Origin of the sequence: Pseudomonas sp. ABFPK (genome assembly GCF_001586765.1) — a bacterium.
GTDB classification, from domain to species: Bacteria; Pseudomonadota; Gammaproteobacteria; order Pseudomonadales; family Pseudomonadaceae; genus Aquipseudomonas; species Aquipseudomonas asiatica.
The window spans coordinates 1-13125 of the sequence record NZ_LQXW01000018.1 but is presented as its reverse complement, the minus strand read 5'-3'; the positions used below and the strand labels follow the sequence as shown (position 1 = coordinate 13125).

Here is a 13125-nt window from a genome sequence, read left to right as displayed (position 1 = left end):
CCGTACCGTGACCGAGCCTGATAACGATATGAACACTGCATTCCGCAAGCACCTGCCAGGCACCGACCTGGACTACTTCGATGCCCGCGCGGCGGTCGAGGCCATCAAGCCCGGCGCCTACGATGGCCTGCCTTACACCTCTCGCGTACTCGCCGAGAACCTGGTGCGCCGCTGCGACCCGGCTACCCTCGACGCCTCGCTGGGCCAGCTGATCGAGCGCAAGCGCGACCTCGACTTCCCGTGGTTCCCGGCCCGCGTGGTGTGCCACGACATTCTCGGCCAGACTGCACTGGTCGACCTCGCCGGCCTGCGTGACGCCATTGCCGACAAAGGCGGCGACCCGGCCCAGGTCAACCCTGTGGTGCCGGTGCAACTGATCGTCGACCACTCGCTGGCCGTCGAGTGCGGTGGTTTCGACCCGCAGGCCTTCGAAAAGAACCGCGCCATCGAAGACCGCCGCAACGAAGACCGCTTCCACTTCATCAACTGGACCAAGAAGGCGTTCAAGAACGTCGACGTGATCCAGCCGGGCAACGGCATCATGCACCAGATCAACCTGGAGAAGATGTCGCCGGTGATCCACAACGACCGTGGCGTGGCCTACCCGGATACCTGCGTCGGCACCGACAGCCACACCCCGCATGTCGACGCCCTGGGCGTGATCGCCATCGGCGTGGGTGGCCTGGAAGCCGAGAACGTGATGCTCGGCCGTGCCTCGTGGATGCGCCTGCCGGAAATCGTCGGCGTCGAGCTGACCGGCAAGCTGGCGCCGAACATCACCGCCACCGACCTGGTGCTGGCCCTGACCGAATTCCTGCGCAAGCAGAAAGTCGTCGGCGCCTACCTGGAGTTCCACGGCGAGGGTGCACGTGCCCTGACCCTGGGCGACCGCGCCACCATTTCCAACATGGCCCCGGAATATGGCGCCACTGCGGCGATGTTCGCCATCGACCAGCAGACCATCGACTACCTGCGCCTGACCGGCCGCGAAGAGCAACAGGTCAAACTGGTGGAAACCTATGCCAAGGCCACCGGCCTGTGGGCCGACAGCCTGGGCGGCGCAGTCTACGAGCGCACCCTGAGCTTCGACCTGTCGAGCGTGGTGCGCAACATGGCCGGCCCGTCCAACCCGCATGCCCGCGTCGCCACCAGCGACCTGGCGGCCAAAGGCATCGCCGGCAGCTGGGAAGAAGTGCCAGGGCAGATGCCAGATGGCGCGGTGATCATTGCTGCCATCACCAGCTGCACCAACACCAGCAACCCGCGCAACGTGATTGCCGCAGGCCTGCTGGCGCGCAATGCCAACAAGCTGGGCCTGGCCCGCAAGCCGTGGGTCAAGTCGTCTCTGGCGCCTGGCTCCAAGGCCGTGCAGCTGTACCTGGAAGAGGCCGGGCTGGAGAAGGAGCTGGAACAGCTCGGCTTTGGCATCGTCGCCTTCGCCTGTACCACCTGCAACGGCATGTCCGGTGCCCTGGACCCGGTGATCCAGCAAGAAATCATCGACCGTGACCTGTACGCCACCGCCGTGCTGTCGGGCAACCGCAACTTCGACGGGCGCATCCACCCGTACGCCAAGCAGGCGTTCCTCGCTTCGCCGCCACTGGTGGTGGCCTACGCCATCGCCGGTACCATCCGCTTCGACATCGAGAAGGATGTGCTGGGCGTGGTCGATGGCAAGGAAATCCGCCTCAAGGATATCTGGCCCAGCGACGAAGAAATCGACGCCGTGGTACGTGCCGCGGTCAAGCCGGAGCAGTTCCGCAAGGTGTACATCCCGATGTTCGCCATCGAGGAAGACCGTGGGCCGAAGGTGGCGCCGTTGTATGACTGGCGCCCGATGAGCACCTACATCCGCCGCCCACCATACTGGGAGGGTGCCTTGGCCGGTGAACGGACCCTGCGCGGCATGCGCCCGCTGGCAGTGCTGCCGGACAACATCACCACCGACCACCTGTCGCCGTCCAACGCCATCATGCTCGACAGCGCTGCCGGCGAGTACCTGGCGAAGATGGGCCTGCCGGAGGAGGACTTCAACTCCTACGCTACCCACCGTGGCGACCACCTGACCGCCCAACGCGCTACCTTTGCCAACCCCAAGCTGTTCAACGAAATGGTGCGCAAGGAAGACGGCAGCGTGAAGCAGGGCTCGCTGGCGCGTATCGAGCCGGAAGGCAAGGTCACCCGCATGTGGGAGGCGATCGAGACCTACATGGAGCGCAAGCAGCCGCTGATCATCGTCGCCGGTGCCGACTACGGCCAGGGTTCGTCCCGTGACTGGGCGGCCAAGGGTGTGCGCCTGGCCGGTGTCGAGGCGATCGTCGCCGAAGGCTTCGAGCGTATTCACCGTACCAACCTGGTGGGCATGGGCGTACTGCCGCTGGAGTTCAAGCCGGGCACCGACCGCAAGACCCTCGGCCTGGATGGCAGCGAGACCTATGACGTGCTGGGCGCGCGTACGCCGCGGGCGACGCTGACCCTGGTGGTTACCCGCGCCAACGGCGAGCGCCTGGAGGTACCGGTGACCTGCCGCCTGGACACCGCCGAGGAAGTGTCGATCTACGAGGCCGGCGGGGTGCTGCAACGCTTCGCCCAGGACTTCCTCGAAGCGACCGCCTAATCAAGAGCAGCGCGGTCCTCTGTGGGAGCGGGTTTACCCGCGAATGCGTCAGCAGATACAACATTGTTTTCTGATCGGACGCTTTCGCGGGTGAACCCGCTCCCACAGGGGGTGCGCAAGACAGGAATTGAACATGGCTCATGTACCGCAAGTAAAAATCCCCGCCACCTACATCCGTGGCGGCACCAGCAAAGGCGTGTTCTTCCGCCTGCAAGACCTGCCCGAGCAGGCGCAGATCCCCGGCCCGGCCCGCGACGCACTGCTGCTGCGGGTGATCGGCAGCCCCGACCCTTACGGCAAGCAGATCGACGGCATGGGCGGTGCCACTTCGAGCACCAGCAAGACCGTGATTCTGTCGCAGAGCATCAAGCCTGAGCACGACGTCGACTATCTGTTCGGCCAGGTCAGCATCGACAAGGCCTTCGTCGACTGGAGCGGTAACTGCGGCAACCTCTCCGCCGCGGTCGGTTCGTTCGCCATCAGCAGCGGCCTGGTCGACCCGGCACGCATTCCGCGCAATGGCATCGCCACCGTGCGCATCTGGCAGGCCAACATCGGCAAGACCATCATCGCCCATGTGCCGATCACCGAAGGTGAAGTACAGGAAACCGGCGACTTCGAGCTGGACGGGGTGACCTTCCCGGCCGCCGAGGTGCAGCTGGAATTCCTCGATCCGGCGGCCGACGAAGATGGCGACGGCGGGGCGATGTTCCCCACCGGCAACCTGGTCGATGACCTCGAGGTGCCGGGTGTCGGTACGTTCAAGGCGACCCTGATCAATGCCGGCATCCCGACCATCTTCGTCAATGCGGCGGATATCGGCTACACCGGCACCGAACTGCAGGACGCCATCAACGGCGACCCACAGGCGCTGCTGCGCTTCGAGACGATTCGCGCCCATGGTGCCGTGCGAATGGGCCTGATCGACAACGTCGACCAGGCTGCCGGGCGTCAGCACACGCCGAAAGTGGCTTTCGTCGCGCCGCCGAGCACCTACACTGCGTCCAGTGGCAAAGCGGTGCAGTCAGGTGATATCGACCTGCTGGTACGGGCCTTGTCGATGGGCAAGCTGCACCATGCAATGATGGGGACGGCCGCGGTGGCCATCGGTACCGCGGCGGCCATTCCGGGCACGCTGGTCAACCTCGCCGCAGGCGGGGGCGAGCGCAGCGCCGTGCGTTTCGGCCACCCCTCGGGCACCCTGCGGGTGGGGGCCGAGGCGCGCCAGGTGAATGGTGAATGGACAGTGACCAAGGCAATCATGAGCCGCAGTGCTCGCGTGCTGATGGAGGGCTGGGTTCGCGTGCCTGGCGATAGCTTCTAACGCACCACTGGCGCTCGGCTTTAGTGAGTTGGGGCCGCTTTGCGCCCCTTCGCGGGCTTGCCCGCTCCCACAGGTAATCACAGGTTTCGAAGGCTGTGGTGTACTTGTGGGAGCGGGCAAGCCCGCGAAGGGCTGCAACGCAGCCCCGGCAATTCTGAAGGGAGCTGGATATGAGCGCCAACGTAGACCTCAACGCCCGCCCGGACTACGACCGGGTGCTGCAAACCCTCGCCGATTACGCCCTCACGTATCGGGTCGAATCCGCCGAAGCCCTGGATACCGCGCGCAACTGCCTGATGGATACCCTCGGCTGCGGCCTGCTGGCCCTGCGCTTCCCCGAATGCACCAAGTTGCTAGGCCCCCAGGTGGAAGGCACCGTGGTGCCCAATGGCGCCCGCGTGCCCGGCACCGCCTACCGCCTCGATCCGGTCAAGGCTGCCTGGGACATCGGCTGCACGGTGCGCTGGCTGGACTACAACGATACCTGGCTGGCCGCCGAATGGGCCCATCCCTCGGATAACCTTGGCGGAATCCTGGCCGTTGCCGATCACCTGTCGCAGAAGCACGTGGCCGCAGGTGAGGCACCGCTGCTGATGCGTGATGTGCTCGAAGCCATGGTCATGGCTCACGAGATTCAGGGCGTGATGGCGCTGGAAAACGCCTTCAACCGCGTTGGCCTCGACCACGTGATACTGGTCAAGGTGGCCTCAACCGCGGTGTGTGCCAGGCTGATGGGGGCCAACCGTGAGCAGATGCTGAGCGCTCTTTCCCATGCCTTCGTCGACGGCCAGGCGCTGCGTACCTACCGCCATGCACCCAACGCTGGCTCGCGCAAATCGTGGGCCGCTGGTGACGCTTCCAGCCGTGGCGTGCGCCTGGCCGATATCGCCCTGCGTGGCGAGATGGGCGTGCCTGGCGTGCTCACCGCGCCGCAGTGGGGCTTCTACGATGTGCTGTTCAGCCACACCAACAAGGACCTGGCGCTCAAGCCTGCCGGGCAGCAAGAGCTGCGCGTGCCGCAGGCCCTGGGTAGCTATGTGATGGAAAACGTGCTGTTCAAGGTCAGTTTCCCTGCCGAGTTCCACGCTCAGACTGCCTGCGAGGCGGCGGTAGCCCTCCACCCACTGGTGCGTAACCGCCTGCACGAAATCGACCGTATCGTCATCACCACCCAGGAGTCGGCGATCCGCATCATTTCCAAGAGCGGTCCGCTGGCCAATGCCGCTGACCGCGACCACTGCCTGCAGTACATGGTGGCAGTGCCGCTGATTTTCGGTCATCTGGTGGCCGAGCATTATGAAGATGCCTTCCATGCCAACCACCCAAGCATCGACCGCCTGCGCGAGAAGATGGAGGTGGTTGAAGACCCGCGCTTCAGCCGTGAGTACCTGGAGCCGGACAAGCGCTCGATCGCCAATGCGCTGCAAGTGTTCTTCAAGGATGGCAGCAGTACCGAGCAGGTGGTGGTGGAGTACCCGATCGGGCATCGCCGGCGGCGAGGGGAGGGCATACCGTTGCTGGAGGCCAAGTTCAGGGACAACCTGGCGACGCGCTTTGCGCGGCAGCGGTGTGGGGAGATCGTGGATGTGTGCAAGGACCAGCAGAAGCTGGAGCAGATGGCGGTGCACAGGTTTGTCGACCTGTTCGTGATCTGAGTCGGCCTGCACAGCGCTCAAGGCCTGTGCAACCCCTGTAGGAGCAGCCTTGCGCTGCGAAGAGGCCATTAAAGCTCAGGAGAGTCTGTCGCCTTGCTGGCCTCTTCGCAGCGCAAGGCTGCTCCTACAGGGATCTCGACTGGTGCGGGCAAAACAAGAAAGCCCCGACATTTCTGCCGGGGCTTTCTTTTACATCTTACAACTCAGCTTACGCCTGAACCACCGGGATCTTGGCGTTGGCTGCCGCTTCGCGGAACTCGGCGATCTGGTCGAAGCTCAGGTAGCGGTAAACGTCGGCAGCCATGCTGTCGATGTCCTTCGCGTACTGCATGTACTCTTCGACGGTCGGCAGCTTGCCGATGATCGAAGCGACAGCGGCCAGCTCGGCCGATGCCAGGTACACGTTGGTGGCGTCGCCCAGACGGTTCGGGAAGTTACGGGTCGAGGTGGAGACCACGGTCGAACCGGTCTGCACACGTGCCTGGTTACCCATGCACAGCGAGCAGCCTGGCATTTCCATGCGCGCGCCAGCCTTGCCGTAGATGCCGTAGTAGCCTTCTTCGGTCAGCTGGTGAGCGTCCATCTTGGTTGGCGGAGCCAGCCACAGACGGGTCGGGATACCGCCCTTGACCTTGTCCAGCAGCTTGCCGGCAGCGCGGAAGTGGCCGATGTTGGTCATGCACGAACCGATGAACACTTCGTCGATCTTCTCGCCCTGTACCGAAGACAGCAGGCGGGCATCGTCCGGGTCGTTCGGTGCACAGAGCACAGGCTCTTTCACTTCGGCCAGGTCGATTTCGATGATCTCGGCGTATTCGGCATCGGCGTCGGCCGACAGCAGCTCAGGCTTGGCCAGCCACGCTTCCATGGCCTGGGCGCGGCGCTCCAGGGTGCGGGCATCGCCGTAGCCTTCGCCGATCATCCAGCGCAGCAGGGTGATGTTGGACTGCAGGTACTCGGCGATGGCCTTCTCTGGCAGCTTGATGGTGCAACCGGCAGCGGAACGCTCGGCCGAGGCGTCGGACAGCTCGAAGGCTTGCTCGACGGTCAGCTCGTTCAGGCCTTCGATCTCGAGGATGCGGCCGGAGAAGATGTTCTTCTTGCCCTTCTTCTCGACGGTCAGCAGGCCCTTCTGGATGGCGTAGTAAGGGATGGCGTGGACCAGGTCACGCAGGGTGATGCCTGGCTGCAGTTTGCCCTTGAAGCGCACCAGCACGGATTCCGGCATGTCCAGCGGCATGACGCCGGTGGCGGCGGCGAAGGCCACCAGGCCGGAACCGGCCGGGAACGAGATGCCGATCGGGAAGCGGGTGTGCGAGTCGCCACCGGTACCCACGGTGTCAGGCATCAGCATGCGGTTCAGCCAGCTGTGGATGATGCCGTCGCCCGGGCGCAGCGACACGCCGCCACGGGTGCGGATGAAGTCTGGCAGGGTGTGGTGGGTGGTGACGTCGATCGGCTTCGGATAGGCCGCGGTGTGGCAGAACGACTGCATCACCAGGTCAGCGGAGAAGCCCAGGCACGCCAGGTCTTTCAGCTCGTCGCGGGTCATCGGGCCAGTGGTGTCCTGGGAACCGACGGTGGTCATCTTCGGCTCGCAGTAGGCACCTGGGCGCACGCCCTGGCCTTCTGGCAGGCCGCAGGCACGGCCGACCATTTTCTGTGCCAGGGTGAAGCCCTTGCCCGAATCGGCAGGCTGCTCCGGCTTCTTGAACAGGTCGGAGGCGCCCAGGCCCAGTTCGGCACGGGCCTTCTCGGTCAGGCCACGGCCGACGATCAGCGGGATACGGCCGCCAGCGCGGACTTCATCCAGCAGCACTTCGGTTTTCAGCTCGAAGGTGGTGACCAGTTCGTCGCTGCCGTTACGGCGCACTTCGCCCTTGAACGGGTAAACGTCGATGACGTCGCCCATGGCCAGGTTGGTGCAGTCGAATTCGATCGGCAGGGCGCCGGCGTCTTCCATGGTGTTGTAGAAGATCGGGGCGATCTTGGTACCGAAGCAGAAACCACCGGCGCGCTTGTTCGGTACGTACGGAATATCGTCGCCGAAGAACCACAGCACCGAGTTGGTGGCGGATTTGCGCGACGAACCGGTACCGACCACGTCACCGACGTAGGCAACCGGGTAACCCTTGGCCTTGACCGCTTCGATCTGGGCCAGCGGGCCGACCGAACCAGGCTGCTGCGGCTCGATGCCGTCGCGGGCCATCTTCAGCATGGCCAGTGCGTGCAGCGGGATGTCAGGGCGCGACCAGGCGTCCGGGGCAGGGGACAGGTCGTCGGTGTTGGTTTCGCCAGGCACCTTGAACACGGTCAGGGTGTACTTGTCGGCGATGGCCGGACGCGAGGTGAACCACTCGCCGGCAGCCCAGGATTCCAGCACGGCCTTGGCGTGAACGTTGCCGGCCTTGGCTTTTTCGGCCACGTCGTGGAAGGCATCGAACATCAGCAGGGTGTGCTTGAGCTGTTCGGCCGCGACGGCGCCCAGTTCGGCGTCATCCAGCAGTGCGACCAGCGTTTCGATGTTGTAGCCGCCCTGCATGGTGCCCAGCAGTTCGGTGGCGTGCTTGCGGTCGATCAGAGGCGACTTGGCTTCGCCTTTGGCGACGGCGGAGAGGAAAGCGGCCTTGACATAGGCAGCTTCGTCGACCCCTGGCGGTACGCGGTGGGTGATCAGGTCTACGAGGAAGGCTTCTTCGCCGGCCGGCGGGTTTTTCAGCAGCTCGACCAGGCCTGCAGTTTGTTCGGCGTTCAGCGGCTGGGGCACGATACCCAGGGCGGCACGCTCTTCGATGTGTTTGCGGTAGGCTTCAAGCACAGTTATTTCCCTCATCAGTGGTCCCTAAAGGGGGTCCGGGACGCTCATCCAGCATTCAATGCACCCATGCGCTGCCACGGCTTTGTGGGCCGCCCAGCCAGAGTCGCAAAGAATCCTTACAGAAGCTGCTTTCAAAGTTTTACGCCTGCAGAACGGGGAGCTGATGAGGGCTGGCACGGGCATGCGAGGGATGCATGGCCCGGGCCAACGCCGTTCTACCGGATGAACTGTGCTCGTGACGCTTTGAAAACAGCTTCCAACGGACATTGTTGCCTTTGAAAAGGCGGGATGATTCTACGGCAAAAAAAGCCCGAAGGTAAGGCGGCGAAGATGACTTTAACGAGTGACCCTGGTTAGACAAAGGGCTAACATGGGTTCGTGTTCCATCGCCAAGCTGTTGTTTTTCATGTCCAACAAGTCCATCAAGACCCCTTGCGTCGGCCTGTGCTCCACGGTTTACGGAGACACGGTTTGCCGTGGCTGCAAGCGGTTTCACCACGAAGTGATCAACTGGAACGGCTACGACGATGCGCAAAAGCGCGCCGTGTGGCTGCGCCTGGAGCAACTGCTGGTGCAGGTGATGATGGCCAAGCTGGAGGTGTTCGACAAAGGCTTGCTGCGCCAGCAACTGGAGCAGCGTTCCATCCGCTTTGTCGAGCAGCAGTCGGAATATTGCTGGGCGTACCAGCTGATTGCCCGCGGGGCGCGGATGATCCGCGACCTGGAAGCCTACGGCATGGTGCTGTTGCCGGAATTTCGCGACTGGGAGCTGCCGCAGTTGCGCGACGCCATCGACCGCGAGTTCTTCCTGCTGTCCGAGGCGCATTACCAGCGCTACATCGCCCCCGGTTTCCTGCGCGATGCCTTGGAGGCGGGGCAGGGCTGAAGCTTTATTGGTGAAGCTGCCGGCCTCTTCGCGGGCACGCCCGCGAATGGGCTGGTGCGTTTACCAAATCAGTCGCCGGTATATTCGCAACCGCTGGTGCAGGTTTCGTGGATGCGCACCTTCGACAGTTCCGGCAGCAGCGGCTTGACCTGGTCCCAGATCCACTTGGCGATCACTTCACTGGTGGGGTTTTCCAGGCCCGGGATGTCGTTCAGGTAGTTGTGGTCCAGTTGCTCGTAGATCGGCTTGAAGATCGCCTTGATCTCGGCGAAGTCGCGGATCCAGCCGGTGTGCGGGTCGAGCGGGCCGGTCAGGTGCAGGCCGACCTTGAATGAGTGGCCATGCAGGCGACCGCATTTGTGCCCGGCAGGGACGTGCGGCAGGCGGTGGGCCGATTCGAATGTGAATTCCTTGAAGATTTCCACTGGTGAACCTGTATAGCTGGTGGGATAAGGGCTTGAGCGGAAATTGGTGTTTCAATGTACTGCTCAATGTACTGATTGGTCGTCGCTGGGGCCGAAAGAGGTCATCCACTGGGTTATGTCCGACTGGCGCCAGGCAACCGAATTGGGGCCTATCTTAACCTGTTTTGGGAAGGTGCCTTCACGGATTCTGCGATAGACGGTGTTACGGCCAATGCCGGTCACGTGCAGCACCTCGTCGAGGCGCAGGAAGCGGTCGATGTTTTCTGCGGGTCGCATGGGTGTCTCCTTTATATAGAAGGGTCAGGCCGTGAAGTGGTATCCGACCTTCGCCGCCCGGGCGGCTTCCTCGGTGCGGAACATGAGCTGGGTTTTGCTGATGCGGCCATAGGCCTCGTATTCGGCGTCGACCCACCAGGCGCCGAACTTGCGGTACGGCTCCCCGAGGATCTTCGTGACGTAGCAGTCGATCAGGTTCATGGATGGTCTCCACGCCGCCGGTGGCGGTTGGTTGGTGGTCAGCCACGGTTCAGCCGGATCATTTCGCGGGCATGCTTGAGGGATGCCAGGTGTTCTTCCTGGGCGCCGATTTGGCCATTGGCATCAGGCGTGGACACGGCAACCAGGTGCTCGAGAGCCGCCACCAGTTCATCCCGCTGCTGGCCCTCGGCTCGGCCGATATCCCAGAACTGCTGACCCCAATGACCTTTTGGTGGTGGGTTGTTGTTCTGCTTGCCCATGGCCATTGCGCCGACAGCCAGGTCGCACACGGCCTGCTTGTAGATGTTGCTGCCGTCGATGCTCAGACCATGGCGGCGGAGCGCATCGAGGGCGTTGTTCAGGTTCGCCTCGGGCGAAGGTAGAACCAGATCAAAATCGTCCTTTCCGGGGCGGCAGGCGATGACAAAGAGTTCGCAGCCTTCTGGAAGGTGTTGGGCCATGTCGGAAATGCAGTCCATGGCGACGTCGCGGAGCAGTGCTTTGGGCATGATGAATCCTCGCCCGCGCATGTCGGCGGGCTTGAGTAGTAGGGGGGATGGGTTAGGCGCGGCGGCCGCGCTTGCAGAACCAGTCGAGCGCGTCGCAGATCAGCGGGTTTTCGTACCAGTCCTCGATCTCGCGTTGCTCATTGCGGTCGCGGAAGAAGGTGGGGCCGAGATAGTTGTGCCAGGCCATGAACACCCGGGTGCCGTCCGCCAGCGGCAGGCGGAAGAACGGCGACAGGCAGACAAAGCCGTGCTCGATGCGGATGCAGGTCATCGCGGCCACCTGTAGAGGTGGAAGGCCACGAACATCAAGGGCAGGATCATGGGCGCACCTCCGTGCCGGCGTCTCGGTCCTTCACGCAGAACAGCTGGTAGCCCTTCGGCGTGTTTTCTGGCGATCGCGCAGCCTCGAGAACCGCATTGATGTCGTCGGTGCCGAGGTCGTCCGAATTGACGAAGAACGTGCGCCTGCCTGTCCTCGGGTTAGGGTGCATGGCCATGGCCGGCGTAAAGCCGACCACCCGGTACTCCATAATGAACACGGTCATGAGATGAGCTCCTTCGGCACCTGGATGGTATCGCCACGGGCGTGGTGCACCACAGCGCGGGCTGCAGCTTGTGCTCGGTTGTCGCCGGGCTGTCGATCTAGGGGATTCCCTGATACGCAAGCCAGCCAGGGCCAGCTGTAGCCGCGATCGATCCAGATGCCGTGCTTCTGGATCAGGTGCTCGCCGGTTGCGTCGTCGATGTCCTGGCTGCCCAGTGGCAGTTGCAGCTGGCCGGCCGCCGCCGGGATCGGTCCGTCTACCATCTCGACGGCCCAGAGCAGCGCCTTGCCGGCTAGGTCGCAGGTTTGCACCTTGATCAGGCTGGGCATGGGATCAGCTCCTTCGGCACCCGCACGACTGGGCCGAGCTTTGCGTGAACCAAGGCGCGGCAGAATGCGATAAGGGGCGTAGGTCCGGAAAGCCATGTCGAGTTGAGCGGGCCTGCGCTGCAGCCGCATGGACCGCCTGACAAATACCGGTCATGGCTCAAGCCTGCCTGATGCTTTTCGATCAGCGGCCCACCGTGCTCCCAGTTTGATGAGGGCCTGAATCCGTAGCCCATCTCGACGCCGCGGATGCTGATGCTGGTAGGGTCTTCTTCGTTGAGCCAAACATTTGTCAGGCGCTCGGGATCAGACTTGAATCCTTCGGCCATGGCCACAGCCCAGTCCAGCGGGGCGCCGACCAGGTTGGATACCCTCACTTCGATCAGGTCGGTCATGGCATCTTCTCCCCGCGCTGGGCAGCAACGCTGACGATGGCAGTGCGTGCCGCCTTCCGGCGATCGCCTCGGGCATATTCGCTGTCCACCCAGACCATGGTGTCATCAGCCCAGACGGCCTCAGACTCGCCAGACCCTTCAATATGGATCTGAATTCCCAGGTCAATGGCCAGCTTGAATGCGTCTCCGTCGTTGATGTTGGGATTCCAGTGCGCCCGCGTGCCCGACTGGCCCTTGATGCGCAGCGGCCATTTCGGATCGCTGCAGGTGCAGGGTTCAACTTCAAGCCCGGCGGCTTTGGCAGCCAGCAGCAGTTCTTCAAGTTCGGTCACAGCTGATACCTCTCATCAATCCAGCGCCCAGGCGCCAGAGCGGGTGTAGGTTCGGGTTGGGTTTCGTGCGGGGAGAGCTGGCGCTGGTTGCCGGCCTGCAGCTGGCTGTCGGGGATACAGCTGATGCCGACTCCATTCAGCAGATAGCAGGTGACGCCGCGCTGGCTGTCGTGCTGTACGTCGATGACGTTCTCTTGGGGCTGTGGTGCTGCGCTGGCGCCGGTGGCCAGCAGCAGGAGGCAGAGGGCGAGGCGGGTCATCAATAGTCCTCCCAGTTGAGCTCTTTGATGAAGTCCCCACCAGAGCAAAGGTGCTTGTCCTCGATGGCTTCGACGCTTTTCAGATCCTCTAGCGCGGCCTTTGCACGTTCCATGGCAAGCTCTGCATGCCCCATCTGGCGCCGCTTGCGAATCTTGTAGGAGTGCAGGGCCTTCGCCTTGTCGGGGTATGCGTAGCGCCGACCATGTGATGCCTTGAGTACGCGCTTGATTCGACTGGTCTTCTCGCCTCTTTCGAGAGAGCGCCGGGCCCAGTGTTCTTCTCGCTCGTGGACAATCCAGTAGCAATGCTCAGACTCGCGCAGCACTACGAAGCGATGACACACGATCGTCACCCCGTCAGGGCTGATATCGTCGGCGTATCGGAAATGGTCCGGCCAAGCCGGTTGCTTTTCTGCAGGCATGACTTCGTCCTTGGCCGCCATATCGCGGCAGTGAATAGAGGGGGAGGTGTTGCAGCTTAGGAGTACAAATGTGCTCCGTGCCGATTTACGGAGCTGCCGCTTCGATTTGATGTCACAATAAATGCACAGGGACA

Annotated in this window: 16 protein-coding genes; 4 read left to right on the top strand and 12 right to left on the bottom strand. The window is 63.2% G+C overall.

Features of this window, described 5'->3' with window-relative positions; all coding sequences use genetic code 11:
* The first annotated feature begins 28 nt into the window (after positions 1-28).
* From acnD to prpD, 3 genes are all read left to right on the top strand, one after another.
* Positions 29-2617 (top strand): Fe/S-dependent 2-methylisocitrate dehydratase AcnD, encoded by a 2589-nt coding sequence (gene acnD, locus WM94_RS13575; RefSeq protein WP_015269715.1) that lies wholly within the window; start codon positions 29-31, stop codon positions 2615-2617.
* 133 nt (positions 2618-2750) lie between these two features.
* A complete protein-coding gene (gene prpF / locus WM94_RS13570; RefSeq protein ID WP_039614060.1) occupies positions 2751-3941 on the top strand; it encodes a 2-methylaconitate cis-trans isomerase PrpF in 1191 nt (396 codons plus the stop codon).
* A 170-nt stretch (positions 3942-4111) separates the two neighbouring features.
* A complete protein-coding gene (gene prpD, locus WM94_RS13565) occupies positions 4112-5596 on the top strand; it encodes a 2-methylcitrate dehydratase (protein WP_061551409.1) in 1485 nt (494 codons plus the stop codon).
* Between the two features lie 208 nt (positions 5597-5804).
* On the opposite strand, the gene acnB is transcribed toward prpD, so the two are convergent.
* The gene (gene acnB / locus WM94_RS13560; protein WP_023661205.1) at positions 5805-8414 is read right to left on the bottom strand and encodes a bifunctional aconitate hydratase 2/2-methylisocitrate dehydratase; all 2610 of its coding nucleotides are present in this window, start codon (positions 8412-8414) and stop codon (positions 5805-5807) included.
* Between the two features lie 406 nt (positions 8415-8820).
* On the opposite strand from acnB, the gene WM94_RS13555 reads away from it, so the two are divergent.
* Positions 8821-9300 (top strand): DUF1289 domain-containing protein, encoded by a 480-nt coding sequence (locus WM94_RS13555; RefSeq protein WP_177342386.1) that lies wholly within the window; start codon positions 8821-8823, stop codon positions 9298-9300.
* Positions 9301-9368: 68 nt separating this feature from the next.
* Here the strand turns inward: WM94_RS13555 and queD are convergent, their stop codons facing one another.
* The 11 genes from queD to WM94_RS13505 form a co-directional block, all read right to left on the bottom strand.
* A complete protein-coding gene (gene queD / locus WM94_RS13550) occupies positions 9369-9725 on the bottom strand; it encodes a 6-carboxytetrahydropterin synthase QueD (protein WP_003256551.1) in 357 nt (118 codons plus the stop codon).
* Positions 9726-9788: 63 nt separating this feature from the next.
* Positions 9789-10001 (bottom strand): AlpA family transcriptional regulator, encoded by a 213-nt coding sequence (locus WM94_RS13545; protein WP_061551407.1) that lies wholly within the window; start codon positions 9999-10001, stop codon positions 9789-9791.
* A gap of 24 nt (positions 10002-10025) precedes the next feature.
* On the bottom strand, positions 10026-10202 hold the full coding sequence (locus tag WM94_RS30450) for a hypothetical protein (RefSeq protein ID WP_170976275.1): 177 nt from the start codon (positions 10200-10202) through the stop codon (positions 10026-10028).
* A gap of 38 nt (positions 10203-10240) precedes the next feature.
* Positions 10241-10711, bottom strand: a complete 471-nt coding sequence (locus WM94_RS13540) for a hypothetical protein (protein ID WP_061551406.1) — start codon at positions 10709-10711, stop codon at positions 10241-10243.
* Positions 10712-10763: 52 nt separating this feature from the next.
* Positions 10764-10982 carry a hypothetical protein gene (locus WM94_RS13535; protein ID WP_061551405.1) on the bottom strand — a complete coding sequence of 73 codons (219 nt, stop codon included), beginning with the start codon at positions 10980-10982 and terminating at the stop codon, positions 10764-10766.
* Positions 10983-11028: 46 nt separating this feature from the next.
* Positions 11029-11256 carry a hypothetical protein gene (locus WM94_RS13530; RefSeq protein WP_061551404.1) on the bottom strand — a complete coding sequence of 76 codons (228 nt, stop codon included), beginning with the start codon at positions 11254-11256 and terminating at the stop codon, positions 11029-11031.
* The gene (locus tag WM94_RS13525) at positions 11253-11585 is read right to left on the bottom strand and encodes a hypothetical protein (RefSeq protein WP_061551403.1); all 333 of its coding nucleotides are present in this window, start codon (positions 11583-11585) and stop codon (positions 11253-11255) included. The genes WM94_RS13530 and WM94_RS13525 overlap by 4 nt, the downstream gene beginning before the upstream one ends.
* Positions 11573-11977, bottom strand: coding sequence for a phage protein NinX family protein (locus WM94_RS13520; RefSeq protein WP_061551402.1), 405 nt, complete (start codon positions 11975-11977; stop codon positions 11573-11575). Before WM94_RS13520 ends, WM94_RS13525 begins: the two co-directional genes overlap by 13 nt.
* The gene (locus WM94_RS13515) at positions 11974-12309 is read right to left on the bottom strand and encodes a hypothetical protein (RefSeq protein ID WP_061551401.1); all 336 of its coding nucleotides are present in this window, start codon (positions 12307-12309) and stop codon (positions 11974-11976) included. Before WM94_RS13515 ends, WM94_RS13520 begins: the two co-directional genes overlap by 4 nt.
* On the bottom strand, positions 12306-12569 hold the full coding sequence (locus WM94_RS13510; RefSeq protein WP_061551400.1) for a hypothetical protein: 264 nt from the start codon (positions 12567-12569) through the stop codon (positions 12306-12308). Before WM94_RS13510 ends, WM94_RS13515 begins: the two co-directional genes overlap by 4 nt.
* Positions 12569-13125, bottom strand: a 557-nt coding sequence (locus tag WM94_RS13505) for a hypothetical protein (protein WP_256207020.1), incomplete at its 5' end; no start/stop codon positions are given. The genes WM94_RS13505 and WM94_RS13510, both read right to left, overlap by 1 nt.